At 69.6% G+C, this 25,236-nt stretch carries 20 protein-coding genes and 1 pseudogene; 6 read left to right on the top strand and 15 right to left on the bottom strand.

Annotation, left to right across the window (positions count from 1 at the left end; translation table 11 throughout):
- Nucleotides 1-143: 143 nt before the first annotated feature.
- Complete coding sequence (locus tag ACWEMY_RS24240; protein ID WP_452391863.1) at nt 144-1,322, bottom strand: thiolase family protein; 1,179 nt, start codon at nt 1,320-1,322, stop codon at nt 144-146.
- Between the two features lie 167 nt (nt 1,323-1,489).
- On the opposite strand from ACWEMY_RS24240, the gene ACWEMY_RS24235 reads away from it, so the two are divergent.
- The 3 genes from ACWEMY_RS24235 to ACWEMY_RS24225 are packed head-to-tail and all read left to right on the top strand — an operon-like array spanning nt 1,490 to nt 5,065.
- Nucleotides 1,490-2,362: a hypothetical protein gene (locus tag ACWEMY_RS24235; RefSeq protein WP_452391862.1), complete on the top strand. Its 873-nt coding sequence runs from the start codon at nt 1,490-1,492 to the stop codon at nt 2,360-2,362.
- Between the two features lie 28 nt (nt 2,363-2,390).
- Nucleotides 2,391-4,316 (top strand): fumarate reductase/succinate dehydrogenase flavoprotein subunit, encoded by a 1,926-nt coding sequence (locus tag ACWEMY_RS24230; protein WP_452391861.1) that lies wholly within the window; start codon nt 2,391-2,393, stop codon nt 4,314-4,316.
- Nucleotides 4,317-4,318: 2 nt separating this feature from the next.
- Nucleotides 4,319-5,065 carry a succinate dehydrogenase/fumarate reductase iron-sulfur subunit gene (locus ACWEMY_RS24225; protein WP_452391860.1) on the top strand — a complete coding sequence of 249 codons (747 nt, stop codon included), beginning with the start codon at nt 4,319-4,321 and terminating at the stop codon, nt 5,063-5,065.
- 289 nt (nt 5,066-5,354) lie between these two features.
- Here the strand turns inward: ACWEMY_RS24225 and ACWEMY_RS24220 are convergent, their stop codons facing one another.
- From ACWEMY_RS24220 to ACWEMY_RS24200, 5 genes are all read right to left on the bottom strand, one after another.
- Nucleotides 5,355-5,570 carry a DUF397 domain-containing protein gene (locus ACWEMY_RS24220; RefSeq protein ID WP_375931847.1) on the bottom strand — a complete coding sequence of 72 codons (216 nt, stop codon included), beginning with the start codon at nt 5,568-5,570 and terminating at the stop codon, nt 5,355-5,357.
- The gene (locus ACWEMY_RS24215) at nt 5,567-5,770 is read right to left on the bottom strand and encodes a DUF397 domain-containing protein (protein ID WP_452391859.1); all 204 of its coding nucleotides are present in this window, start codon (nt 5,768-5,770) and stop codon (nt 5,567-5,569) included. Before ACWEMY_RS24215 ends, ACWEMY_RS24220 begins: the two co-directional genes overlap by 4 nt.
- Nucleotides 5,767-6,684 carry a helix-turn-helix domain-containing protein gene (locus ACWEMY_RS24210; protein WP_452391858.1) on the bottom strand — a complete coding sequence of 306 codons (918 nt, stop codon included), beginning with the start codon at nt 6,682-6,684 and terminating at the stop codon, nt 5,767-5,769. The genes ACWEMY_RS24215 and ACWEMY_RS24210 overlap by 4 nt, the downstream gene beginning before the upstream one ends.
- Before the next feature lie 383 nt (nt 6,685-7,067).
- A complete protein-coding gene (locus tag ACWEMY_RS24205) occupies nt 7,068-8,015 on the bottom strand; it encodes a DNA-3-methyladenine glycosylase family protein (protein ID WP_452391857.1) in 948 nt (315 codons plus the stop codon).
- A gap of 241 nt (nt 8,016-8,256) precedes the next feature.
- Nucleotides 8,257-11,166 (bottom strand): FAD-binding and (Fe-S)-binding domain-containing protein, encoded by a 2,910-nt coding sequence (locus tag ACWEMY_RS24200; protein ID WP_452391856.1) that lies wholly within the window; start codon nt 11,164-11,166, stop codon nt 8,257-8,259.
- A gap of 136 nt (nt 11,167-11,302) precedes the next feature.
- Here ACWEMY_RS24200 and ACWEMY_RS24195 point away from each other — a divergent pair, with 136 nt between their 5' ends.
- Complete coding sequence (locus ACWEMY_RS24195) at nt 11,303-13,189, top strand: ABC transporter ATP-binding protein (protein WP_452391855.1); 1,887 nt, start codon at nt 11,303-11,305, stop codon at nt 13,187-13,189.
- Between the two features lie 16 nt (nt 13,190-13,205).
- Here ACWEMY_RS24195 and ACWEMY_RS24190 read toward each other — a convergent pair whose 3' ends face one another.
- The gene (locus ACWEMY_RS24190) at nt 13,206-14,201 is read right to left on the bottom strand and encodes an acrylyl-CoA reductase family protein (RefSeq protein ID WP_452391854.1); all 996 of its coding nucleotides are present in this window, start codon (nt 14,199-14,201) and stop codon (nt 13,206-13,208) included.
- Nucleotides 14,202-14,218: 17 nt separating this feature from the next.
- Nucleotides 14,219-15,298, bottom strand: coding sequence for a DNA polymerase IV (locus ACWEMY_RS24185; RefSeq protein ID WP_452391853.1), 1,080 nt, complete (start codon nt 15,296-15,298; stop codon nt 14,219-14,221).
- A 213-nt stretch (nt 15,299-15,511) separates the two neighbouring features.
- Between ACWEMY_RS24185 and ACWEMY_RS24180 the strand changes: the two are divergent.
- Nucleotides 15,512-15,940 (top strand): annotated as a pseudogene (locus ACWEMY_RS24180) (PaaI family thioesterase); the annotation flags it as partial.
- Nucleotides 15,941-16,145: 205 nt separating this feature from the next.
- On the opposite strand, the gene lon reads toward ACWEMY_RS24180, so the two are convergent.
- The 6 genes from lon to ACWEMY_RS24150 form a co-directional block, all read right to left on the bottom strand.
- Nucleotides 16,146-18,602: an endopeptidase La gene (gene lon, locus ACWEMY_RS24175; RefSeq protein WP_452391852.1), complete on the bottom strand. Its 2,457-nt coding sequence runs from the start codon at nt 18,600-18,602 to the stop codon at nt 16,146-16,148.
- A 91-nt stretch (nt 18,603-18,693) separates the two neighbouring features.
- Nucleotides 18,694-19,098, bottom strand: a complete 405-nt coding sequence (locus ACWEMY_RS24170) for a type II toxin-antitoxin system VapC family toxin (protein WP_452391851.1) — start codon at nt 19,096-19,098, stop codon at nt 18,694-18,696.
- A complete protein-coding gene (locus ACWEMY_RS24165) occupies nt 19,095-19,367 on the bottom strand; it encodes a type II toxin-antitoxin system Phd/YefM family antitoxin (RefSeq protein ID WP_452391850.1) in 273 nt (90 codons plus the stop codon). The genes ACWEMY_RS24170 and ACWEMY_RS24165 overlap by 4 nt, the downstream gene beginning before the upstream one ends.
- A 120-nt stretch (nt 19,368-19,487) precedes the next feature.
- Nucleotides 19,488-20,552: a DUF3068 domain-containing protein gene (locus ACWEMY_RS24160; RefSeq protein ID WP_452391849.1), complete on the bottom strand. Its 1,065-nt coding sequence runs from the start codon at nt 20,550-20,552 to the stop codon at nt 19,488-19,490.
- A complete protein-coding gene (locus tag ACWEMY_RS24155; RefSeq protein ID WP_452391848.1) occupies nt 20,549-20,719 on the bottom strand; it encodes a DUF2613 domain-containing protein in 171 nt (56 codons plus the stop codon). Before ACWEMY_RS24155 ends, ACWEMY_RS24160 begins: the two co-directional genes overlap by 4 nt.
- A 32-nt stretch (nt 20,720-20,751) precedes the next feature.
- Nucleotides 20,752-21,534 carry an Rv1157c family protein gene (locus ACWEMY_RS24150; protein WP_452391847.1) on the bottom strand — a complete coding sequence of 261 codons (783 nt, stop codon included), beginning with the start codon at nt 21,532-21,534 and terminating at the stop codon, nt 20,752-20,754.
- A gap of 84 nt (nt 21,535-21,618) precedes the next feature.
- On the opposite strand from ACWEMY_RS24150, the gene ACWEMY_RS24145 reads away from it, so the two are divergent.
- Nucleotides 21,619-22,242: a TetR/AcrR family transcriptional regulator gene (locus tag ACWEMY_RS24145; protein WP_375931891.1), complete on the top strand. Its 624-nt coding sequence runs from the start codon at nt 21,619-21,621 to the stop codon at nt 22,240-22,242.
- Between the two features lie 260 nt (nt 22,243-22,502).
- Here the strand turns inward: ACWEMY_RS24145 and ACWEMY_RS24140 are convergent, their stop codons facing one another.
- Nucleotides 22,503-25,208 carry an AAA family ATPase gene (locus ACWEMY_RS24140; protein ID WP_452391846.1) on the bottom strand — a complete coding sequence of 902 codons (2,706 nt, stop codon included), beginning with the start codon at nt 25,206-25,208 and terminating at the stop codon, nt 22,503-22,505.
- Nucleotides 25,209-25,236 lie beyond the last annotated feature (28 nt).

The following is a 25,236-nucleotide window of genomic DNA, read 5'->3' as shown; positions in this document are numbered from 1 at the left end:
CGCTGTGTTGATCAGCGGCTGGTGCCGCGGGTTCTCGGCCTGTTCCCTTGATCTTCCCTCCCGCCGGGTACTCCTTCGTCGCACCCTCTGGTCAGTCCAGATCAAGGCGGCCGAGAACCGACCATCCGTAGCGCAGACGCCGATCAGGCCCGGTGGCGGCCGAAACGGCGCGAGGCCGACCCGTGGAATCGCGCACCGCGTGGGGTCTCGGCGGGGGCGTCCACCTCGGCCGATTCGAACAGCGCGGCGATGCCGTGGTCGTGACCGAGGGCGATGGCCTCGAGGGCGTAGCGGCCGCCGGTGCGGCTCAGTTCGTGCAGCATCGTGGTCATGATCCGCAGGCCGGTGGCCCCGACCGGGTGCCCGAGGGCCAGGTCGGAGCCGTTCACATTGAGGCGGTCGAGCGGGTCGAGGTCCCAGGCGGCGGCCAGGGCGAGCACCTCCACCGCGTATCCCTCGTTGATCTCGAGCAGGTCCACCTCGTGGATCGAGTGACCGGTGCGGCCGAGCAGTTTGGCCACCGCGGGTGCCGCGCCGAGTGCGGGCCCGTCGCTGTCGCAGCCCGCCGCGGCCCAGCCGGCCAGGAAGGCCATCGGGGTCAGGCCCAGTTCGGCGAGCCGGTCCTCGGCCACCACCAGGCAGGCCGACGCGCCGAGCCGGTGCGCGCTCATATTGCCGACGGTCACCACACCCTCGCGCAGCAGCGGCGCCAGCCCGGCCAGGGTGTGGGTGGACAGGTCGTCGCGCACACCCTCGTCCCGGCTGATCCGGTGCTCACCGAACCCGGCCACCCCCACCGGCACCACCTCGGCGCCGAAGGAGCCCTGCCGCCAGGCCCGCGCCGCCTTGCGATGACTGGCGACAGCGAATTCGTCGGCGGCCTGCCGGTCGATGCCGTAGTAGCGGGCCAGGTCCTCGGCGTTGCGCAGGCCGTCGGCGCCGCCGGGTGGACCGGTCGGCGCGGCGGTGCACTCCACCCCGCCCGCGACCACCACGTCGGCGGCACCGGTCTGCACCATCATCGCGGCGGTGATCACCGCCTGCAGGCCGCTGGCGCCGTGGCGGTCGGTGAGGAAGCCGGGCACCGAATGCGGTAGCCCGGCGCCGCGCGCGGCCAGCGCGCCGATCGCGGGTACCTGCGCCAGGCCACCGTCGACACAGGCCATGGCGACGTCTTCGATGCGGAGCGGGTCGATGCCCGAGCGCTCGATCACGGCCGACAGGACCGTGGTCGCCAGCCACTCGGCGGGCATTCCCGACAGCGCGCCACCCGCCACCCCACTGGGTGTCCGCACGGGTGCCACGATCGCGGCTCTTCTCATGCGCACAGGGCACCACAGCTTTGTTGCACCGGGATGACACACAGTCGCAGGGGTTACGTTGTGACAGAGATCACCGGCATTCCTCTCGAGCGGATGGGTGAGACCCGGCTCGAGCGGCGCGAACACAGGCGTATGGTGCTCCACATCACAATCCGCCGCGGTGGGGCATGATTCGACCGCCGCACACCGAGATCAGCGAGGCATCCATCGTGAGTGCCGCACCGGATACCACCCGCGCCACGGGAACGGGTGTGTTCAGCAGGACCAGAGCCCGCATCTCCGCGCGCACGCTGCGCACCGACCGCTGGTGGTTGCCGCCGCTGCTCACCGCGCTCGGTCTCGGCGCGTTCATCGGTTACGCGACGATCAGATCGTTTGTGCGCACGGCCTACTGGGTGCCGCAGTACCACTACCTCACGCCGTTCTACTCCCCCTGCCTGAGCGATTCGTGCGTGCCCGGCTCGAGCCACTTCGGCACCCCGTTCCCCGAACTGCCGATGTGGATTCCGCTCGGTTTCGTGGTGCTGCCGTTCCTGCTCGGTTTCCGGCTCACCTGCTACTACTACCGCAAGGCCTACTACCGGTCGGTGTGGTTCTCCCCGCCCGCCTGCGCGGTCGCCGAACCGCACGCGCGCTACACCGGCGAGACCCGGTTGCCGCTGATCATCCAGAACTCGCACCGCTACTTCTTCTATGTGGCCGTGCTGGTCTCGCTGGTGAACAGCTACGACGCGCTCACCGCCTTCCACGGCGCGAGCGGCGGATTCGGCTTCGGCCTCGGCAATCTGGTGCTGCTGGGCAATGTGATCCTGCTGTGGGCCTACACGCTGTCGTGTCATTCGTGCAGGCACATCGCGGGCGGACGGCTCAAGCACTTCTCCGCGCATCCGGTGCGGTACTGGTTCTGGACGCAGATCTCCAAGCTCAACACCCGCCACATGGCCCTGGCCTGGACCACGCTGGGCACGCTGGTGCTCACCGACTTCTACGTGATGCTCGTGGCCAGCCAAACCATCTCCGACCTGCGGTTCGTCGACTGACCCGCGCCCGAATCGAGGAGCTTCACCGATGTCAGAAGTGGAACGGCACGACTACGACGTCGTGGTGATCGGCGCGGGCGGCGCGGGCCTGCGCGCGGTGATCGAGGCACGCGAGCAAGGACTTTCGGTCGCGGTGGTGTGCAAGTCGTTGTTCGGCAAGGCACACACGGTGATGGCCGAGGGCGGCTGCGCGGCCTCGATGGGCAATGCCAACGACAAGGACAGCTGGCAGACCCATTTCAAGGACACCATGCGCGGCGGCAAGTTCCTCAACAACTGGCGCATGGCCGAACTGCACGCGCAGGAGGCGCCCGCGCGGGTGTGGGAGCTGGAAACCTATGGCGCGCTGTTCGATCGGACCCCCGACGGGCGGATCAGCCAGCGCAACTTCGGCGGGCACACCTATCCGCGCCTGGCCCACGTGGGTGACCGGACCGGCCTGGAACTCATCCGCACCATGCAGCAGAAGATCGTCTCCCTCCAGCAGGAGGACTACGCCGACACCGGCGACTACGAGGCCAGGATCAAGGTCTTCGCCGAATGCACCGTCACCGAACTGCTCACCGACAACGGCAAGATCGCCGGCGCCTTCGGCTACTGGCGTGAGTCGGGCGGCTTCGTGCTGTTCGAGGCACCGGCGATCGTGCTGGCCACCGGTGGAATCGGCAAGTCCTACAAGGTGACCTCGAACTCCTGGGAGTACACCGGCGACGGCCACGCGCTGGCCCTGCGCGCGGGCGCGACCCTGATCAACATGGAGTTCCTGCAGTTCCATCCCACCGGCATGGTCTGGCCACCGAGTGTGAAGGGCATCCTGGTCACCGAGGGCGTGCGCGGTGACGGCGGGGTATTGAAGAACTCCGAGGGCAAGCGGTTCATGTTCGACTACATCCCGCCGGTGTTCAAGGGCCAGTACGCCGAGACCGAGGCCGAGGCCGATCAGTGGTTGCGCGACAACGACTCCGCGCGCCGCACCCCCGACCTGCTCCCCCGTGACGAGGTCGCCCGCGCCATCAACGAGGAGGTCAAGGCCGGTCGCGGCACCGAGCACGGCGGTGTCTACCTCGACATCGCCTCCCGCATGCCCGCCGACGAGATCGTGCGCAGGCTCCCGTCCATGCACCACCAGTTCAAGGAACTGGCCGATGTGGACATCACCGCCGAGCCCATGGAAGTGGGCCCGACCTGCCATTACGTGATGGGCGGTATCGAGGTCGACCCAGATACCGGTGCCGCGCTCACCCCCGGCCTGTTCGCCGCGGGCGAGTGTTCCGGCGGCATGCACGGCTCCAACCGGCTCGGCGGCAATTCGCTGTCGGACCTACTGGTCTTCGGCCGCCGCGCCGGACTCGGCGCCGCCGCCTACGTGCAGCGGCTCACCACCCGCCCCGCCCCCGCCGAGGCCGACATCAGCGCCGCCGCGACCGCCGCGCTGGTGCCCTTCGACCGGCCCACGACCGGCCCGGGCGAGAACCCCTACACCCTGCACGCCGAGCTCCAGCACACGATGAACGATCTGGTCGGCATCATCCGCAAGGAGCACGAGGTCCGCACGGCCATCGAGACCCTGGCCGAGCTGCGCGCCCGGTACGCGAACGTCGCCGTCGAGGGCGGGCGCGCGTTCAATCCCGGCTGGCATCTGGCGCTGGATCTGGCGAACATGCTGCTGGTCAGCGAATGTGTCGCGGAGGCCGCGCTGCGCCGCACCGAGAGCCGCGGCGGGCACACCCGCGACGACCATCCCGGCATGAACCCCGACTGGCGCAACACCCTGCTGGTCTGCGCGGTGGACCCGGCGACGGCCGACGAACCGGTGCCGCTGGTGAGCGTCACCTCCGCCGCGCAGACACCCATGCGCGAGGACCTGTTCGCCCTGTTCGAATTCAGCGAGCTCGAGAAGTACTACACCCAGCAGGAATTGGCCGTCCATCCGGCGGCCGAGGGAAAGGCGTGACGATGGGGTACGACGCCCGGTTCCGGGTCTGGCGCGGCGACATCGACGGCGGCGGCCTGCACGACTTCACCGTGCTGGTCAACGAGGGCGAGGTGGTGCTCGACATCATCCACCGCCTGCAGGCCACCCAGGCCCCCGATCTGGCGGTGCGCTGGAATTGCAAAGCGGGCAAATGTGGTTCGTGCTCGGCGGAGGTGAACGGGCGGCCGCGATTGCTGTGCATGACGCGGATGTCGACCTTCACCACCGACGAGGTCATCACCGTCACCCCGATGCGCACCTTCCCGATCATCAAGGATCTGGTCACCGACGTCTCGTTCAACTACGAGAAGGCCAGGGAGATACCGTCTTTCACGCCACCGAAGGATCTCGCGCCCGGCGACTACCGGATGCGGCAGGTGGATGTGGAACGCTCCCAGGAGTTCCGCAAGTGCATCGAGTGTTTCCTGTGCCAGAACACCTGTCACGTGGTGCGCGACCACGACGAGAACAAGCAGGCCTTCGCGGGCCCGCGCTATCTGATGCGGATCACCGAACTAGAGATGCATCCGCTCGACGTCGCCGACCGGCGCGAATTGGCCCAGGACGACGCGGGTCTGGGCTACTGCAATATCACCAAGTGCTGCACCGAGGTGTGCCCGGAACACATCAAGATCACCGACAATGCGCTGATCCCGTTGAAGGAACGCGTCGCCGATCGGAAATACGATCCGATCGTCTGGCTCGGTAACAAACTGTTCAGACGGTAAGTCAGCAGACACCGCGGGGTTCGCCGAGCAACGAACCCCGCGGCGACGTCTGCCTACAAGACAGCGACAGTCCCCACAGCGACTGATCCGACCAGTAATCCGATGAACAGCGCCGAGAGCAACGAGGCGGTGAGTACGTAGATTCCCATCGCGGACACTGCGAAAAGCAGCAGCACGATCAGGCGTTCCACGCCGTCCTCCGGCGCCAGCCTCCGGTACCGGGGTGGCATTTTCTTCAACCCTCGGTCCATGATGGAGGACTACCCGCCGGACAGTGATCCAAACGTGATCAAGGGCGATCGAATTCGCCGTCTTGCACGCCCGCCGTGAACGCCGACCATTCGCTCGGGGTGAAAATCAGCACCGGACCCTCGGGATTCTTGCCGTCCCGCAGGGCCACGTAGCCATCGGCCAGCATCGCCACCTCGACGCTGCTGCCCTCCCCGGCGGTGCCCGAACGCAGCCAGGTGGCGCCGGAGGTGTCGACGGCGCGCTTGGTGTTCATCGGGCGAACGCGCCGGTGTCGATACCGCGGGTGAACGCGTCCCAGCTCGCACCGTCGAAGACCAGCGCCGGACCGGCCGGATTCTTGCTGTCGCGCACCCCGACGTGACCGCCGTAGAGGAAAGCGACTTCGACGCAGTCCTTGCCCGCACCGCTGCGCGTGCTCTTGAACCAGTGTGCGCCGACGAGATCGAAACTCATGCCACATACTCCTTCGCGACCTGCCGCAGCAGGTGTCTACTCGGTTGAATATCCAGCCCATGACGCTGGAGGCACTCGTGAGCCCGGTCGTACCTTCTGACATCCGTGCGTCGTTCCAGGTAGAGATCGCCGGTGAAGCCTTCGGCGTACACCACCGGTGGTTCGACCGGTTGCCCCTTGCTGTCGGTGCCGAACTCGAGAACCGTGAAAGGTCCGGTGGAGACTCCGAGTGGTACACCGGCGGCAAACGGCAGGATACGCAGCGTCACATTGCCTCGGGTACTCGTGTCGGCAAGGTGGCGCAACTGCGCAGCCATCACCTTTGCATCACCGACGATGCGATGCAATACCGATTCGTGCAAAACCACGTCGATGTCGGCCGGAGAATGCTTACGGGTGATCAGCGCCTGCCGTTGCAGCCGCAGGGCGACTCTTCGGTCCAGCTCGTCGACCGAATCCTGGGGATAGCCCAGCTGATTCAGTGCGCGGGCGTAGTCGGCGGTCTGCAACAGGCCGGGTACCAGCTCCGACTGATAGGCGCGCAACCGGTGCGCCGAGGCCTCCAATCCCACATAGATGTCGAAGTTTTCGGGAATGAGATCGCCGTAGGCGTGCCACCAGCTCTTGACCGCCGCCTGCTGGGCCAGCCCGGTGAGCCCCTCGGCGAGATCGTCGGGGATGCCGTAGATCCGGCACAGTTCGCCGATGTCGATGGTCCGGATCCGGTCGGCCTGGCCCTTTTCCAGCCGTTGCAGCGTGCTGGCGCCCCACTCCATCAGCTTGGCCGCCTCGGCGATCGTCAGACCCGCCTGCGTGCGCCAATCCCGCAGGTAGCGGCCGAGTTGTCGACGTGGCAGGGTCGAGGAGACGCCCGCCGACGACGCAGATGTTCCGGTCGAGGTATTCGATGCCACAGCCCCACTCCTCCTGTGTTCGCAATCCGCCACAGCCCACAGCCCCGGTGTGACGGCGGAATTCGTCCACTATGGGGAATCCTGCACTCCCCCTTGGATCTTGTGCTGGGAATTCGCGCGAATTATCTCGATCGGCGTGTACTCGTAGGTAGCCGGGTGGTTGCGTGCTGTGCTGGGGTCATGCAATTGAGCGAAGTGAACCGACATATCGCCGCTGCACTGCTGGGTTGCGACGAGGACCCGGGTCCGATGGACTCCGAACGCGCCCATGCCGCAATGCAATTGCACATCGACTGCTTCGTCGACGAGTGCCGGGTGCGCAGGCGGGCGCGCAACACCCTGGTCGAGTCGGGGCGGTGCGTGCTCGACGAGCGCGCGATCCGCTAGTGGTGGCGGTGGTCGGTGATCGCCGTGCGCGGCCCGAACTTCGGTTTGTGGGCCTGGCCGCTCAGCGCGAGCAGGCGCACCGCGCGGTAGCGGTGCGGGCGTAGCGGCTCCAGATACTCGACCATCTCCGCGTCGTCGATCGGACGGCCCAGCAGGCTCCAGCCGACCACCGCGGCGAGGTGGTAGTCACCGATCGAGAGCGCGTCGGCGTCACCGAAGACGCGCTGGGCGGTCTCGGCAACCGTCCAGACACCGATGCCGGGCAGGCTGCGCAACCGGCGCGCCGCCTCGGCAGGCGGTAGCTGCGCCGTGCGCTCGATCGAGTCGGCGACCCGGGCCGCGCGCACGATGGTCTGCGCGCGCTGCGGGCCCACATTGGCGCGATGGAACTTCCACGACGGGACGCGCTGCCAGGTGTGCGCGTCGGGCGCGACCATCAATCCGGCGGGCGCGGGCCCCGGCGCACGGCTGCCGAACTCGCGCACCAGCGCGCGCCAGGACGCGAACGAGGACTTGGTGTGCACCTTCTGCTCGAGGATGGCGGGCACCAGCGATTCGAAGACCAGCCCGGTGCGCAGCATGCGCAGGCCCGGCACCACCCGATGGGCTTCGACCAGCTTGGGGTGCTCGGGGGCGAAGTCGGTGAGGTCTTCCTCGAGGCAGAGCATGTGCTCGAGCCGGTCCAGGAATTCCGCGGCGCCGGGACCCCAGGCGGTGGCGTGCGCGCCGTCGCGGCCGTCCTGGCGCAGGCGGTAGGTGACCACGCCGCTCGGCAGGCGCGAGGCGTGCCAGTGCGCGCCGTCGGCGTCGATGTGGTGGCACGGGTCGCCGCTGCCGCGCCGCAGCGGGGTGATGGTAAGGCCCACATCGAAAGGTCGGCTCGACCGGACGGTCCTGGACAGCGCGGCCGTCACCGGGCCGGGGTCGAGGGTCTGATCGCGCACGTGACCATTGTGCGCGTCCGATCCCGTGCCGAGGCCCGTTCGTAATATTCGCCACGTTGACTGCGATTAGCACACGTCGGCAAACAGCTGGCATCCGCTTCGCCGCAGGAGGTAATTCATGATCACCAATGCGCTCAACTGGCTGCTGGCGGCGGTGGGAAGTGGGTCGGCGGGGAGTTCGGGGTACCACATCCCGCCGGGCACGCTGCCCGGCGGAAGCTGACCCGCCCGGCCGCGCCGATCACCCGCCGAGCAGGTAGGAGGCCAGTGGTACGCCGCTGACGCCCGCCAGCTGCTCGGCCTGGGTGCGGCACGAGAAGCCGTCGGCCAGGAACACCGTGCCCGCCGGTGCGTCGCGCAGGGCCGGGAGCAGCGCGTTCTCGGCGACGGCCACCGAGACGTCGTAGTGGCCTTTCTGCATGCCGAAGTTGCCCGCGAGCCCGCAGCACCCGGCCAGTTCCTCGACGGTGACGCCCATCCGCGCGAGCAACTCCCGCTCGGCCGCGAACCCGCCCACAGCGTGCTGGTGACAGTGCGGCTGGACGACGACGGTCTCGCCCGGACGTCGCGGCGGCTGCCAGTCGGGGTGCTCCAGCAGGAACTCCGCGAGTGTGCGGACGGCGGCCGCGGTCTGTCGTGCGCGCGGGTCGTCCGGGAGGAGTTCGGGCAGGTCGGCCCGGAGGGTGACGGTGCAGGACGGCTCGAGTCCCACGACGAGTCCGCCGCTGGCCACATGCTCGGCCAGCGCGTCGAGGGTGGCGCGCAGGCGTTTGCGGGCGCCGTCGAGTTGTCCGGTGGTGATCCAGGTCAGCCCACAGCACACCCGCCGTTCCGGAATCCGCACCCGGTAACCGAGGTCTTCGAGCAGCACCGCCGCCGCCAGCGCGTTGTTCGGCGCGAACGTGTCGCTGAACGAGTCCACCCACAGCATGACCTCGGGACGCTCCCGGGTCGCTGGTCCGTTCGGGTTCGGACCGGGCAGTAGGTCCGGGTCCTGGGCGGGCGATGGTCTGCGGGCAGGGGACGGCGCGCTCGGTCGCAGTTGGTGGTGGGCGCTCGTAAGGGGTTCGGTGCGGGTGTTGCCGCCGAGATCTTGCCAGAGGTTGTGAAAGGGGATGACGGCGAGGGGCGGCGCCGGGCGGCGGGGGTCGATGCCCGCGGCGCGCATGGCGAGGCGGCGCAGACGGGGGCGCGCGGACAGGGCGTTGACCAGGCGAGGAGCGCGCTGGGCGGCGGTGAGCCAGCGGGGGAGTTGGCCGAGGACGTAGTGGTCGAGGGGGCGGAGGCGGCCTCGGTAGCGGCGGTGCAGGGTTTCGGATTTATAGGTGGCCATGTCGACGCCGGCGGGGCAGTCGGAGGCGCAGGCTTTGCAGGACAGGCACAGGTCCAGGGATTGTTCGACGGCCGGTGCGCGCCAGTCGAGTTCGCCGCGGACCACCTCCTGTAGGACGCGGGCGCGGGCGCGGGTGGTGTCCTTCTCGTCGGCGGTGGCCAGGTACGACGGGCACATGAAACCGCCCGCGGCACGGGTGTCGGCGCGGCACTTGCCGATTCCTACACATCTGTGCACAGCTGTGGACAGATCGCCGGAGTCGTCGAGCAGGGCGAAGCCGGTGGCGGGGACCGGGGGCAGCCCGGCGACCCGCAGGTCGGCGTCGACCGGGGCGGGGCGCACCAGGACGCCGGGGTTGAGGATGTCGCCGGGGTCGAACAGGGACTTGAAGCCCGCGAAGGCGGCGCGGGCGGCGGGGGAGTACATCACCTCGAGCAGTTCGGATCGGGCCCGGCCGTCACCGTGTTCGCCGGACAGCGATCCACCGTGGCGCACCACCAGCTCGGCCGCGTCGAACAGGAACGAGCGGAACCGCTGGGGCGCGTCGGTGATCGGAAGATCCAGCCGCACATGGATGCAGCCGTCACCGATGTGGCCGTAGAGCAGGCCGCCGATTCCGTAATCGCCGGTGAGCGCGGCGAATTCGCGAAGGTAGGTGCCCAGGTTCTCGGGTGGGACGGCGGCGTCCTCCCAGCCGGGCCAGGCCGGGTTGCCGTCGGGGGTGCGTCCGGCCAGGCCCGCGCCGTCGGCCCGGATCCGCCAGAGTGCCGCCGTCGCACGGGTATCGGTGACGATGCGGTGGTCGTCGGAATGCGCCGTGCGGCAGAGTAGTTCGGCGGCGGCGAGGGCCTCGGCGGCCGTCGCACCGGCGGTCTCCACGAACAACCAGCCCCGCCCTCGCGGCAGTTCGGGGACGGTCCCGCGATGCGCGCGCACCACGTCGACCAGCCCGGCGTCGATGCCCTCCACCGCGATCGGCGCGCAGCTCAGCACCGCCGCGACATCGTCGGCGGCCGTGGCGATATCGGGATAGCCGAGCACGGTCAGCACCGTCGCGGTGGGCAGCGGCGCGAGGGTGAGTTCGGCGTCGAGCAGCACCCCGCAGGTCCCCTCCGAGCCGACGAACGCCTTCGCCACCGACGAACCACGTTCCGGCAGTAGATGTTCCAGGCCGTAGCCCGACGCCTGCCGTTCGAAGCGGCCGAGCTCGGTGCGCAGGACCGCGAGCCGCTCGGTGGTGAATCGCGAAAGACCGGGCACCGCGGACAGATCGGTGCCCAGCACCCGTTCGGTGCCGGTGCCGTCGATCACCCGCAGTTCCCGCACGGTGTCGGCGGTGCGGCCCCAGGCCAGCGCGTGCGGGCCGCAGGCGTTGTTGCCGATCATCCCGCCGAGTGTGCAGCGGTCCTGGGTCGAGGGGTCCGGCCCGAAGCGCAGTCCGGCCGGACGCAGACGGCGTTGCAGGTCCGACAGGACGACACCGGGCTGGACCCGGGCGGCGCCCGCCTCGGCGTCCACCGCGAGCACCGCGTTCATGTGCCTGCTGAAATCCAGCACGATGCCGGGGCCGATGGCATTGCCCGCCACCGAGGTGCCCGCGCCGCGCGCGGTGATCGCCAGCCCGTGCTCCCCGGCGAAGCGTACGGTCGCCGCGACATCGTCGTCGGCGCGCGGGAAGACGACCAGCCGGGGGCGCACCCGGTAGTTGGAGGCGTCGGCGGAGTACTCGATCCGGCGGCGGAGCGAGGCGTCGACCTCGCCGGTGACCCGGGCGCGCAGGGCTCGCGCCAGCCGCTCAGCACTCCGCTCGTCGTCCACCCGACCAGCCTATTGCCCCGGTTTCGCGGTGAGCGGAACCGGCGGTCACCGGAAAGCATTTGAAGTCAACCTTTGTTGAGGTTTTAGTGTCGGTGCACAGGTGTTCGATGGGCGGACAGCGTCGAGGAGGGTGGCAGTGAGTATCGAATCCGTGGCCTACAGCCAGATGTACCGGCGGATGAACGCGCCGGAGGAAGACCGGCCGTTCCGCCTGGCCACCGCGCGCCGCATCGTGCGCTTCGCCCGTCCGCATCAGCGCCGGATCTCGGGGTTCCTGCTGCTCAGCATCGTGGCCGCGGTGCTCGGCGTGGCCACCCCGGTACTGGCCGGGCGGGTGGTCAACGACATCGTCGGCGGCTCCGCGCCGCGCACGGTGGTGCTGCTGGCGCTGGCCATCGCGGGCCTGGCCGTGCTCGACGCCGGGCTCGGGCTGGTCATCCGGTGGCTCTCGGCGCGCATCGGTGAGGGCCTGATCCTGGACCTGCGCACCGCCGTGTTCGATCACGTGCAGAAGATGCCGGTCGCGTTCTTCACCCGCACCAGGACCGGCGCGCTGGTGAGCAGGCTCAACAACGACGTGATCGGCGCGCAGCGCGCCTTCAGCGACACCCTCTCCGGCGTGATCACCAACCTGGTCACCCTCGTGCTCACGCTGGCGGTGATGCTCAGCATCTCCTGGCAGATCACCCTGCTGGCGCTGGTCCTGCTGCCGGTGTTCGTGATCCCCGCCCGGCGCGCGGGCAACCGGCTCGCCGCCATGCAGCGCGAAGCGGCCCACCTCAACGCCAGCATGAGCACCCAGATGACCGAGCGGTTCTCCGCCCCCGGCGCCACCCTGGTGAAACTGTTCGGCAGGCCGGATCAGGAGTCCGCGGAGTTCGCCCAGCGGGCCACCCGGGTGCGCGACATCGGCGTGCGCACCGCCATGTTGCAGACCACCTTCGTCACCTCACTGACCCTGGTCTCCGCGCTGGCCCTGGCCCTGGTCTACGGCCTCGGCGGCTGGTACGCGCTGCGCGGCAGCCTCGACGCGGGCTCGGTGGTGGCGCTGTCGCTGCTGCTGACCAGGCTCTACACGCCGCTCACGGCACTGGCCAGTGCCCGGCTGGAGATCATGTCGGCACTGGTGAGCTTCGAGCGGGTCTTCGAGGTGCTGGATCTGAAGCCGCTGATCGAGGACGCGCCCGGCGCCGTCGCGGTGCCCGAGGGCCCGGTGGCGGTGGAACTGGACGGGGTGGACTTCGGGTACCCGTCGGCGGACAAGGTGTCGCTGGCCTCGCTCGAGGACGTCGCCACGCTGGACACCCGGGGCGGGGTCGAGGTGCTGCACGAGGTGTCGCTGCGGGCCGAGCCCGGACAGCTGGTGGCGCTGGTCGGCTCCTCCGGCGCGGGCAAATCGACCATCGCGCAACTGGTCTCCCGGCTCTACGACGTGGACTCGGGCGCGGTGCGGCTCAACGGCGCCGATGTGCGCGACCTGACCACCGAGTCGATCCAGCACACCGTCGGCCTGGTGACCCAGGACGGGCACCTGTTCCACGACACCATCCGCGCGAATCTGCTGCTGGCCCGGCCGGAGGCGTCCGAGGCGGAACTGTGGGACGCACTGGACCGCGCCCGCCTCGGCGACCTGATCCGCTCACTGCCCGACGCGCTCGACACCGTCGTCGGCGAACGCGGCTACCGCCTCTCCGGCGGCGAACGCCAGCGCCTGACCATCGCACGCCTGCTGCTCAAGCAGCCCCGCGTGGTGATCCTCGACGAGGCCACCGCCTCCCTGGACTCCACCTCCGAGGCAGCCGTCCAGGAGGCCCTCACCGAGGCACTGACCGGCCGCACCGCACTGGTGATCGCCCACCGCCTCTCCACCATCCGCGCGGCCGACCAGATCGTGGTGCTCGAACAGGGCCGCATCGTGGAACGCGGCACCCACGCCGACCTCCTCAACGCCGACGGCCGCTACGCCGAGCTCTACCGCACCCAGTTCGCCGACGAACCGGTCACCGCACCGGCCACAGTTTGAGTCCGGCGGCGTGGTCTCAGAACTCGCCCGCGACTCCGATGACGGTGCGGCCGGAGTGGCCGCCGTTCTTGATCGACTGGAGGACGGTGCCCACCTCGGTGATCGGGGCGTAGGACTCGATCGACGAAAGGTGTTGGGGGCGGAGTTGTTTGCCCAGGGCGGTCCACAGGGCTCGGCGCTTCTCGATCGGTAGCTGGACCGAGTCGATGCCGAGCAGGCTCACCCCGCGCAGGATGAAGGGGAGCACGGTGGTGGGTAGGTCGGCGCCGCCGGTGAGGCCGCTGGCGGCGACCGCGCCGCCGTAGCCGATGGCGCTGAGGACGTGCGCCAGTGAGGCGCCGCCTACGCTGTCGACCGCGGCGGCCCAGTTGGCCTTGTTCAGCGGGCGGGGTTTGGCGTCGGGGTCCAGTGGCAGGCGGCCGATGACTTCGTTGGCGCCGATCTCGGCGAGCAGGTCGCCCGCGTCGGTCTTGCCGGTGGAGGCGATGATCTCGAAGCCGAGGCCGGAGAGGATGTCGATGGCGACCGTGCCGACACCGCCGGTCGCGCCGGTGACCAGCACCGCGCCGTCGTCGGGGGTCAGGCCGTGGTCGAGCAGGGCCTGCACGCTCAGCGCGGCGGTGAAACCGGCCGTGCCGATGGTGGCGGCCTCGCGGGTGCTCAGGCCGTCCAGGCGCACCACCCAGTCGGCGGGCACGCGGGCGTATTCGGCGAAGCCGCCGTTGCGGGAGACGCCGAGTTCGTAGCCGTGCGCGATCACCTGGTCGCCGACGGCGAATTCCTCGGTCTCCGAGGCGATCACCTCACCGGCGAGGTCGATGCCCGGCACGATCGGGTACTCCCGCACCACGCCGCCGCGCGGGGTGATCGCCAGGTAATCCTTGTAGTTGGCGCTCGAGTAGTGGACCTTGATCGTCACCTCACCGGCGCCGAGGAAATCCTCCCCGACCTGCTCACGAGCGAGAACGATCCCACCTTCGGACTCACGGGCCACCATCGCGGAGAAATCCATGGGTCCGAGCATACGAGTCAATCGGCCGGATCGGGTGGGAGGAGTTCCAGGCGCACGCCCAGTAGCCGGACGGGGCGGTCGAGGTCGAAGCGGGCGATGATGGCCAGGGCGGTCTCGACGATGGTGGGGATGTCGTCGGTGGGTTCGGGGAGTTTCTGCTGCTTGCTGCGGGTGTAGAAGGTCTTGGTGCGGACGGTGACCGCGACCCGGGTACTGATCCGGTGGTGCTCGATCATCTCCTCGGCGACCTCGCCCGCGATCCGGGCTACCTCGCGGTGGATCTCGGCCGGATCGGTGAGGTCGTGGGGGAAGGTCTCGGACTTGCTGCGGCCCACGGGGATTCGTGGGGTGGTGACGAGTTCGGTATCGCCTTTCCCGTGGCCGAGGACCCAGAAGTACGGGCCGGTGGTGGGGCCGAATTCGGCGGCGAGGCGTTCGCGGTCGGCGGCCATGAGGTCGGCGACGGTGTCGATGCCGAGGGCGGCCAGGCGCTTGGCGATGCGGGCGCCGACGCCCCACAGCGCGTCGGTGGGGCGGTGGCCCATGAGGTCGGTCCAGTTGGCGGCGGTGAGCTGGAAGATCCCGGCGGCCGCGCCCGGGTCGTGTTCGGGTTCGGCGGAGGTCTTGCCGGTGGACTTGGCGAAGCCGGTGGCGAGCTTGGCGGTGAGTTTGTTGTCACCGATGCCGACCGAACAAGTGAGGCCGAGGTCGATGACGGCGGTGCGGATGCGCGCGGCCAGCTCCCAGGGGTCGTCGTCGGTGGCGACGAACGCCTCGTCCATGCCCCACACCTCTACCGCGCCGGCGACCCGGCCGAGGGTGGCCATGATCTCGGCGGAGGCGGACTCGTAGGCGTCCATGTCGACCGGCAGGAACACCCCGTCGGGGCACTTGCGCTGGGCCGTGCGCAGCGGCATCCCGGCGCGCACCCCGAAGGCCCTGGCCGGATAGGACGCGCAGGTGACGACCTTGCGCGGCTGCGCGGGATCACCCTCCCCGCCCACGATCACCGGCTGACCGCGCAGCTCGGGACGGCGCCGGAATTCCACCGCCGCCTGGAACTGGTCGAGATCGACGTGCAGCAGCCACTGGGGCACGCACGCAGTTCTACCGCACCGCACCGGCGATCCGGCGCCGCCGCGCCCCGGGCCGGGGACCGGGCGGTCGGGCGCGGACACCGCGGGTTCATCGGCGGATGGCAATATCCGTAGCGCGCCAACCGATGTCGTCGCCGTTCGCGTATGACACCGGCGAGTCGAGGGCGCCGAATACTTTCTATGCGCCACGCAACTCGAAGAACGGAACACCCGATGCCGACCGAAGCCACCACCCTCGACCTCGACCTGGCCCGCCAGGTACTGGCCGCGCAGCCGTTCGCCCGGCTGGTCGGCACCGAACTCACCGAATTCGGCGACGGCGCGGCCACTCTGATCATCGAGATCCAGCCCGAACACGGTCAGCAGTTCGGTTTCGTGCACGGCGGCGTGCTCGCCTACGCGGCCGACAACGCGCTCACCTTCGCGGCGGGCACCGTCCTCGGCCCCAACGTCCTGACCGGCGGTTTCACCATCACCTATCTGCGTCCCGCGCAGGGCGAGCGGCTGCGCGTACACGCCACCGTGCTCGGGGCCACCCGGCGCCAGGCCGTCACCCACTGCGATGTCTACGCCGAGACCGAGGGGGAGGAGCCGGTGCTGGTCGCGGTGGCGCAGGGGACCACGCGGCGGGTGGAGAAGGATCTGGCGCCCTCGGCCGAGGTGGCGACCGACGAGGAATTCGACGACGAGTACGACGACGAATTCGGCGAGGAGCAGGACACCTACGAGACCGATCAGCTGCCGGTGGTGCGACCCGAGGAACCCGCGCCGCTGCCGCCGACGGTGAGCCGCTGACACGACGAGGGCGGCGTCATCGCCGGGATGACGCCGCCCTCGTTCCCGCGGATCAGGCCGTGAAGGCCAGCCCACCGGCCGCCGGTTCGGCGATCGGCTCGATGGCGTAGGCCAGGATGTCGGCCACGTCGGCGACGGGACGCACCTCCAGGGCGGCCAGCACCTCGGCCGGGACCTCGTCGAGATCCGGTTCGTTGCGGGCCGGGATGAACACCGTCTTCAACCCGGCGCGCTGGGCGGCCAGCAGCTTCTGCTTGACGCCGCCGATCGGCAGCACCCGGCCGTTGAGGGTGACCTCGCCGGTCATCCCCACGTCACCGCGCACCGGACGCCCCAGGGCGAGCGAGACCAGCGCCGTCACCATGGTGACGCCCGCCGACGGCCCGTCCTTGGGCACCGCGCCCGCCGGGAAGTGGACGTGGATATTGCGATCCAGGACCTTCGGCTCGATCCCGATCTCCTCCAGGTGCGAACGCACGTAGGTGAGGGCGATCTGCGCCGACTCCTTCATGACGTCGCCGAGCTGGCCGGTGAGGGTCAGCGAGCGCTCGCCCTCGGCGGCATTGGCCTCGATGTAGAGCACATCGCCACCGGCGCCGGTGACCGCCAGACCCGTCGCCACACCGGGGACGGCGGTGCGTTCCACCGAATCCGGGGTGAAGCGGGGGCGGCCCAGGTAGTCGGTGAGGTTGCCGACGTCGATGGTCGAACTCGTCGCCGCGCCCACCGGACCCGGGGACTCGATGTCGATCACCTTGTCGTAGCCGAGTTCCGGGTCGTAGCCGAGCACGGCCCCCTCGCCGAGCGTGCCGTGGTCTACCAGCGAGGTGTCCGCGCGTTCGGCGGTGACCAGGCGGGTCGCCGCCTTGCGCAACGCCTTCGCGACGAGCCGTTCCATCTGGCGCACACCGGCTTCCCTGGTGTAGTTCGCCGCGATCTCGCGCAGCGCCGCGTCGGTGATCGAGACCTCCTCGGCGGTCAGCGCGTTGCGTTCCAGTTGCCGGGGCACCAGGAAGTCGCGGGCGATGGCCACCTTGTCGGCCTCGGTGTAGCCGTCGACGGTGATGAGCTCCATCCGGTCCAGCAGCGGGCCGGGGATGGTGTCCATGACATTGGCCGTCGCGATGAACAGCACGTTCGACAGGTCGAGGTCCAGATCCAGGTAGTGGTCGCGGAAGGTGTGGTTCTGCGCGGGGTCGAGGACCTCGAGCAGCGCCGCGGCCGGGTCACCCCGGAAATCGGAGCCGACCTTGTCGATCTCGTCGAGCAGGACGACGGGATTCATCGAACCCGCCTCCTTCACCGCGCGCACGATCCGGCCGGGCAGCGCGCCCACGTAGGTGCGCCGGTGACCGCGGATCTCGGCCTCGTCGCGCACACCGCCGAGGGCGACCCGCACGAACTCGCGGCCCAGCGCCTTCGCCACGGACTCACCCAGCGAGGTCTTGCCGACACCGGGCGGGCCGACCAGCACCATCACGGCACCGGAGCCACGCCCGCCGACGACCTCGAGCCCCCGCGAGGCGCGACGGGCGCGCACGGCCAGGTACTCGACCATGCGGTCCTTGACCTCGTCGAGGCCGTGGTGGTCGGCGTCGAGCACGGCGCGCGCGGCCGCGACATCGGTGTTGTCCTCGGTCGTCACCGTCCACGGCAGATCGAGCACGGTGTCGAGCCAGGTGCGGATCCAGCCGGATTCCGGGCTCTGGTCGCTGGCGCGTTCGAGCCTGCCCACCTCGCGCAGCGCCTCGGCGCGCACATGTTCGGGCAGGTCGGCGTTCTCCACGCGGGTGCGGTAGTCGTCGGCGCCGTCGGGTTCGTCCTCGCCGAGTTCCTTGCGGATGGCGTTGAGCTGCTGGCGCAGCAGGAACTCGCGCTGGCTCTTCTCCATGCCGTCGCGGACGTCCTCGGAGATCTTGTCGGTGACCTCGACCTCGGCGATGTGCGCCTTGATCCAGTCGATCTGCTTGGTCAGCCGGGTGGCGACATCGGGGGTCTCGAGCAGTTCGCGCTTCTGTTCGTCGGACAGGTACGGCGCGTAACCGGCCGTGTCGGCGATGGCCTCGGGGCGGTCGAGCTGGTTGACGATGTCGATGATCTGCCAGGCCTCGCGCCGTTGCAGCACGGCGACGACCAGCTTCTTGTATTCGGTGGCGAGTTCGATGGTGCGCTCGTCGGGGGCGGTGTCCTCGACGGGTTCGGCCTCCACCCACAGGGCGGCACCGGGCCCGGTGACCCCGTGCCCGATCCGCGCGCGGCGCTCGGCCTTGAGCACGGCGGCGGGCGCACCCCCGCGCATCCGCCCGACCTGCTCGATCGTGGCGACGACACCGTAGGACGCGTACCCCTCGTCGAGCCGGGGCGCGACCAGCACGGCACCGGTCTTGCCCGCCTGTGCGGCGTCGATCGCGGCCTGCGCGGACTCGTCCAGTTCGATGGGCACGACCATGCCCGGCAGCACGATCGGATCGGTGAGGAACAGCACCGGCAGGTTCTGAGCTGTAGTCATATCGACCCTTCCAAAGTTGAGCTTTCCCCACTCAACATGGCCGACCCGATCTTTGTTCCGCCCGCCCAGCCGGTTCACTCACGGCGAACGATCAGAGCCCGACAACCTCCACCATGCTGTCCAGCCCGCGGAAATCGGCGGTGTTGCGGGTGTAGAGCGGCAGGTCGTTGGCCGAGGCGATGGCGGCGATGAGCAGGTCCATCCGGCGGGGACGGGGATCACGCTTCGCGGCGAGTGTGAGGGCCACCAGCGTGCCGTACCGCGTCGCGGCGGCCTCGTCGAACGGCAGCGGGTCGAATTCGACGATCGCCGCGCCGAGCTGCTCGGACCGCGCCGCGCGCGTGGCCGGGTCCTTCGCCATCGCCACGCCTTGATTGAGTTCGGCCAGCGTGATCGCGGTGATCTCGGGAATCTCCGGCAGCAGCGCCGGATCGAGCTCGGCGAGGTCGAGGTAGGCGCAGGTGTCGAGGACGCCCGCGGGGTGTCGGGCCGTCACCGCCCGGACCAGGGATCGTCGTCACCGATGCGGTCCTCGGTGCCGAAGAACTCGTCGGCCTCGCGCCGCATCGTGGCGTAGTCGACCGCAGGCAGCTTGCGATGGCGCTCGACCAGCTCGGCAGCCGTGCGGCGACGACGCCTGCCGACCGGCCGGACCTCCGCGACCTCGACACCGTTGCGGGTGACGCGGAAGGTCTCCCCGGCCTCGACCGCGTCCATCACCGCCGCCGAGTTGTTGCGCAGTTCGCGCTGCGAGATCACCTTCATCCCTCGAATGTAGCGCGTGGTGCTACACGGCGCTACAGCCGATCGGCCCGGAAACAGAGAACGCCCCGGGCTTCCGGCTGGGGTGGGGCCGGGAGACCGGGGCGGTCATCTTGCAGGGGGTCAGAGGTTTCGGTCGAACCTTTCGGTCGGGGGGTCGATCAGGCGGCCGCGGGTGCGGGCGCTCAGGACACCGAGGACGATGCCACCGATGAGGGTGATGCCGCCGAGGACGCCGAGGATGATCGGGAGGGTGGTGCCGAACAGGGCGAGCTTGTCGAGGCTCTTCTGGGTGACTTCCATCTGAGCGTCGATGGTCGGCTGGTCGAACACCAGGTGCGACTTGAGCGCGGTGACGTCCACCTTGTCGGCGCTACGGCCGTAGAACAGGTGCAGCTGCTCGCCACCCTTGAGGACCGCGCCGGTCTTCGGCTCGACCCACACGTCGCGGGTGTTGGTGTAGAAGCGGGTCATGGTGACCGGCTCGGTGCCCTCGAGGCCCCACTTGAAGGCGGGCAGGGTCAGGCGGTGCGTGGCCGCCGGGGTGACGTCCCACATGTTGGTGACCGGGATGGTCTGCTGGAAGTGGTACACCGGCACACCGTCGATCTCGGACTCCTCGATGAAGTCGATGTCGAAGGTGGCGCGGGCGTTGAGGTCGAAGTACGGGTAGGACTTCTTCTCGGTGCCGATCGGGAAGCGGTACTGCAGACCCACGCGCTGCGACGCGTCGGCCACCGGGGCGCCCGACTTGTCGACGCCGGTGGCGATGGAGCCGTTGGGGGAGGCGTCGATCGGCTCACCGCTGACGCGGTCGATGGTGACGCGGTCGATCGAGGCGGTCAGCAGACCGGTGTCACCGTCGCGGTCGGTGCGGCTCAGCGTCTGGCCCGCCTGCACCGTCATCTCGTCGGCGCCCGAGGGCTCCTCGACGGTCAGGAACCGCTGCGAGAGCAGGGGCACGTTGGTGTCGATCTTGGCCGAACCCTCGGGCGAGGCGAGCGACTTCGAGTCGAGCACGAGGCTCTCCTCGCCGGGCACGCTCTTGGCCACGGTGGTGATACGCAGATCCAGCGGGGTCTTGGCGACCTTGCTGACGGTGTAGGTGGGGATCATGACGGCGGCTGCCAGCAGCAGCGCACCGAGGCCGACGAGGATGCAGGCGATGGTCCTGCGCGCGCCGCTCATCGGCTGCCGTACTGCACGTTGCCCAGCAGCGAGGAGCCCGGGTCAGCGGTGGTCTCGGGTGCGGGGATCGAATTCTGCTGTGCGGCCGCGGAGATGCCGATGACGACAATCACCCCGAGAACCGCGCCTGCCAGCCCACTGATCAGGCCGGGAACGGCGAACTTCATAAAGATCGAAACTCCAATACGTGGCGGTCGGCTCAGGCGACCGAGAAGAACCCGAGGGTCGGGGCGAACGAGCAGGTGCGGACCTCGGCGTCGGCGGTCGTCGTGGTCAGCGATCCGGAGATCACCGCGGCGACCCGGCCGGAACCGGTGTCGGCGATGGCCGACAGCGTGGCGGGGCCGTCGGGGTTGATGCCCGCCGCGGTGGTGAGCGGCGCGTTGCCGGTGCGGCGGGTGTCGAGATTGATCCACTGCACGGTCATCGGCGGGTTCTGCGTCGCGGTGGGCGTCTTGGTGCCCAGGGCGGTGAAGACGAAGCCGGTCTGGCCCGCCGCGGGTCCCGGCGGCGGCAGTTCGGCCGGGCCGGCCACGGCCAGCGCGGTGCCGACCGAGTCCGAGGACGCGCCGATGCAGCCCTTACCGATGGTCGGGTACAGGAACTGCGAGATCACCGGGCCGTCGGCCGGCGGCAGGTCGGGGCCGCCGCCACCGCTGCCGTCGAGGAAGGTGATGACCTTCTCCAGCGTCGCCTTGACCTGCGCGGGAATGCCGGGGGTGGCCAGCAGTACGCGCGCCTGCGCCAGAATCGCGCCCTGGGCGCCGTCGGCGATGGGGGCGGGCGCCGAGATGGCGCTTACCATCGTCGGTGCCAGGGCGGCCAGCACCTCGGAGGACACGTTCTCCGGGATCGCCGGAACGCTCGGCTGTGCCGCGGCAGGCTGCGGGGCAGCCATCGTCGGCGTCGGAGCAGCGAGTGAAGCACTCACCGCTAGTACGAATGCAGACAAAGCGGTCCGCGATCCTCGGGTGCGCAGCACTGGTCAGCCGTCCTTCTTGTCGTGGGATGGATAAAGCACACCGGAAATGTCAGTGTGATCCCGGGTTTCAGATACTTTGGAGAGGTGACTACAGCGGACAGACGGTATGGGGGTCGTACGGTCGTCGCGCGTAAAGCCGAGCGGCGTCAGCGGTTCCTGGAAGCAGCAACGCGCATCTTCGCCGAGCGCGGCTACGCCACGTGCTCGCTCGCCGAGGTGTGCGCCGCGGCAGGGTTGTCCAAGCGGCAGTTCTACGAGGAGTTCGAGACCCGCGAGGACGTCCTGCTCGCGGCCTACGACCGGATCCAGGACGACGCGGCGACCGCGGTCGCGACCGTGCTGGTCGCCCTGCCCAAGCCGACCGATCCGGAGACGGCGCTGCGGGCGGGTTTCGCGGCCTACCTCGAGTCGCTCGGCTCGGACCCCTACCGGGCCCAGGTCGCGCTCATCGAGGTGGTCGGGGTGAGCGATCGCATGGAGGACCGCAGGCGCACCCGCAGGCACTCCTGGGCGGCGCTGATCGACGCCGCGCTCGAGGGCATCGGCGTGCGCCTGCGCGGCGGTGACGCCCAGCTGACGACGGCACTTATCACCGGCGCGGTCAACGGCATGGCGCACGAATGGCTCCTGCGCGAGTCGCGACCGCCGGTCGGCGAGCTGGTGGAACTGCTCACCGGGGCGGCCCTGTCGCTCATCGTGACGGACTGATCCGTACCCAGCCGACGAGAGGGTGGCAACTTCGCGCACGTGCCGCAAGCTCAACCCTCTCCCTTTCCGGACATTGTGAGACCGGTCGGCTCCACAGTGTGGTCCGAGAGTTTGACACAATAGTGACCCAGATCGCAACGCCTGAATTTCTGAGACCGCCATCACCTGCGGTGATGTCATCGATCAATGATTCCGCAGCGTACGCATCCAGGGGGCTTGTCGACAAATATGTTCTGGTCGCTCGACTACCGGTGAGTAGGTCACCGCACCGGCGGGCAATCGGACGGCAACCTGTTCCAGTTTCGCCGCAGCAGAGTCTCCGCGGTGTGGAGGTGGTGGGTCAGGCCGAGGTGGCGGAAGGTGGCGGCGGCTGTGGTGGCGGCGGCGTGGGCGGTGGGGAGGTCGGCGCGGGCCAGGTGGGTGCGGGCGAGGGCGAGGTGGGTCAGGGCGAGGTAGGGGTGGGCCTGGATGGCTGCGTCTTGGGTGAGGGCGTGGTGGTAGAGGTCCACGGCGGCGTCGAGGTGGCCTGCGACGCGGGCGTTGTCGGCGCGGATGCGGGCCAGGGAGCCGAGGTAGGGGAAGGGGGTGCCGTCGGCGGCGTAGTGGTCTTCGTGGCCGGACAGGGCTCGGTAGACGCGGTCGGCGGTGTCGGTGTCGGCGAGGAGTTCGGCCAGTACTCCGGTGCCGTAGAGGGCGGCGAGGCGGTGTGGGCCCGGTTCGAGGGTGTCGGGGAGATCGCGCAGGGGGGCGAAGAGGGTGGCGGCGGTGGCGAGGTCACCGGACAGGGCGTGCAGTATCGGGATACGCAAGCGGGCGAACGGGGTTTTCGGGGGCGGGGCGAACGGCTTTGTGGCGGTGCGGAGTTCGTCCTTGTCCATATGGCCGGTGAGGACGGCGTCGACGACGCGGAACATTTCGTGCCGGGCGGCGAGCTCGGGGTCGCCTAGGAGCCCGGCGAAATCGGCTGCGGTGGTGTCGAATTCCCGTGCGCCGGCCAGGTCGCCCACTAGTAGGGCACGGTCGGCGCGTAGTCGCAGGAGGTGCCAGCGGGCGAGTGGCTGACTGTCCGCGAGTACGGCGAGGTGGTCGATGGCGGTGTCGGCGGCGGTGAGATCGCCCCGTTGCAGGCAGGTGTCGGCTGTCCACAGATGTCCACAGAGCTGGGCGGGTGGGTGGTCGATGGCGAGGGAGCGGGCGGCGAGTTCGGTGCGCTCGTCGAGGAAGCGGAGATCGGACCGGGCCGTGTATCGGGCGCGGACAGTGTCGAATACGACCTCCGGATCGGTACATCGGTCGGCCGCGTACAGCGCCTGTTCGGACAGCATCGCGGCCTCTCTGCCCGCGCCGCGGTCTGCCGCGAACAGAGCGTGCTGGGCCATTAGCCGGGCGATCAGGTCGGGGTGCCGGCGAGGATCGAGCCGACGTAGAGCCCTGCTGCACAGCAGGTTCAATTCAGCCAGGACAGTTGGGGTGGATACGTCGTGGACGACCAGTGCCGCCTCGGCGATCAGGTCCGGTCGGTCGATCTCGTCGGCGAGGGACGCGGCGGCGATGCTGTGGTCGAGGCTGGTGGCGATCCAGCCCGCGTCGAACTCGTCGCGGGCGAGGTCGAGGAGCAGTTCGGCGCGGGTGGCGTCGTCGGCGGTGCGCGCGGCCTCGATCGCCCACTCGCCGAAGCGGATCGCCAGCGGGTAGGCGGCGGCCAGCCGTGCGGCATGGGCGGCGCGGCGGAACCAGCGCAGGGCGGCCGAGGTCGTCGCGCCGGACGCACGCCAATGTGTCGCGATGAGCCCGGCGATCGCGGTGTCCGCGCGATCGGCCAGCGCCTCGGCCACGGACCGATGCAGTTCGGCGCGGTGCGCGCACGGCAGCTCCGTGTACAGCACGTCCCGGACCACAGCGTGTACGAAAACGGGTGCGGCGTCGCCGAAGTCGCGCACCAGCCCGGCCTCGGTAGCGGCCGCGATCATCTGCCGCACCTCTTGCGCTGCCTGCGCGGCAGGCGCTCCGGTGAGATGGGCCAGCACCTCGGTATCGATCCGCTCGCCGAGCACGCTCGCCACACTCAGCAACGCGCTGTCGCCCGGGGACAACCGCTGGTGCCGACCGAGAACCACACCGCGGACATCGAGCAGTTCGGTATCCGACACAGGCGCACAGTCAGCATCGGACGCGATACCACCCACCGAAGAGGCTGAACCCAGTTCACGAATTGTCTGACCGGGAACGCCTGCCCAGGAGACGAGCGAGCCCGGACATCGCTCGCCGGCGGTGATGTCGAAGCCCGAAGCCGAGGCCAGGTGGATCAGCAGGGGATTGCCCCCTGTCAGATCGCGAACGCTGGGAGCGAGATCCGCCGCACCGCCGCGCTGTTCGATCCAGGCACCGATCTCGGGCTCGGAAAGTGCTGGGACGGTATAGCACTCGACGTGTGCGTGGCACAGCCAGTCGGGGAGTTCGGCGAGCAGGGCGTTTCCGGCGGGCTCCCGGATGGTGGCCAGGATCAGCAGACGGGCACGCGACTCCGTGGTGACGAGGTGGGTGAGCAGTTCCAGGGAGGACGGGTCGGCCCAGTGGAGGTCTTCCAGGATCAGCGCCAGTCCGCTGTCCTCGGCGGACGCGCAGAGCGCGGCGGCCACCGCCGAGTACATCCGGAATCGGCGGACCGGCACCGTGTTCCCGGGTTCACCGACCGTGCGCAGGGCCGCGGACAGTCCCGGTACCGCACCGGCCGCGCACGTCCAGACCCGCAGCGGGCAGGCGCCGGTGTCGTCGAGGGCGGCGCCGCGCGCGATCCGTAAGCCCGCGGCGGCGGCCAGTTCGGCGGCGCGCTCGGTCAACCAGGTCTTGCCGATTCCGGCCGGGCCGCGCAGCAGCACGACCCGGCTCGCCCCTGCCGCAGTGGCGAGCACCGCTGCCCGCAACCGCGCGATCTCCGTCTGCCGTCCGACCGCCGGAATCTGCATCGAACAAGTATCACCGCAGTTCAGCGCC

Source organism: Nocardia sp. NPDC004415, from assembly GCF_053602435.1.
This window is presented reverse-complemented; position numbering and strand designations above follow the sequence as displayed.

Bases quoted from the DNA above. Each gene is read 5' to 3' on its own strand.
- ACWEMY_RS24240 (WP_452391863.1), bottom strand. From the start codon at position 1,322: ATGAGAAGAGCCGCGATCGTGGCACCCGTGCGGACACCCAGTGGGGTG.
- ACWEMY_RS24235 (WP_452391862.1), top strand. From the start codon at position 1,490: ATGATTCGACCGCCGCACACCGAGATCAGCGAGGCATCCATCGTGAGT.
- ACWEMY_RS24230 (WP_452391861.1), top strand. From the start codon at position 2,391: ATGTCAGAAGTGGAACGGCACGACTACGACGTCGTGGTGATCGGCGCG.
- ACWEMY_RS24225 (WP_452391860.1), top strand. From the start codon at position 4,319: ATGGGGTACGACGCCCGGTTCCGGGTCTGGCGCGGCGACATCGACGGC.
- ACWEMY_RS24220 (WP_375931847.1), bottom strand. From the start codon at position 5,570: ATGAACACCAAGCGCGCCGTCGACACCTCCGGCGCCACCTGGCTGCGT.
- ACWEMY_RS24215 (WP_452391859.1), bottom strand. From the start codon at position 5,770: ATGAGTTTCGATCTCGTCGGCGCACACTGGTTCAAGAGCACGCGCAGC.
- ACWEMY_RS24190 (WP_452391854.1), bottom strand. From the start codon at position 14,201: ATGGATTTCTCCGCGATGGTGGCCCGTGAGTCCGAAGGTGGGATCGTT.
- lon (WP_452391852.1), bottom strand. From the start codon at position 18,602: ATGACTACAGCTCAGAACCTGCCGGTGCTGTTCCTCACCGATCCGATC.
- ACWEMY_RS24165 (WP_452391850.1), bottom strand. From the start codon at position 19,367: ATGAAGGTGATCTCGCAGCGCGAACTGCGCAACAACTCGGCGGCGGTG.
- ACWEMY_RS24160 (WP_452391849.1), bottom strand. From the start codon at position 20,552: ATGAGCGGCGCGCGCAGGACCATCGCCTGCATCCTCGTCGGCCTCGGT.
- ACWEMY_RS24155 (WP_452391848.1), bottom strand. From the start codon at position 20,719: ATGAAGTTCGCCGTTCCCGGCCTGATCAGTGGGCTGGCAGGCGCGGTT.
- ACWEMY_RS24140 (WP_452391846.1), bottom strand. From the start codon at position 25,208: ATGCAGATTCCGGCGGTCGGACGGCAGACGGAGATCGCGCGGTTGCGG.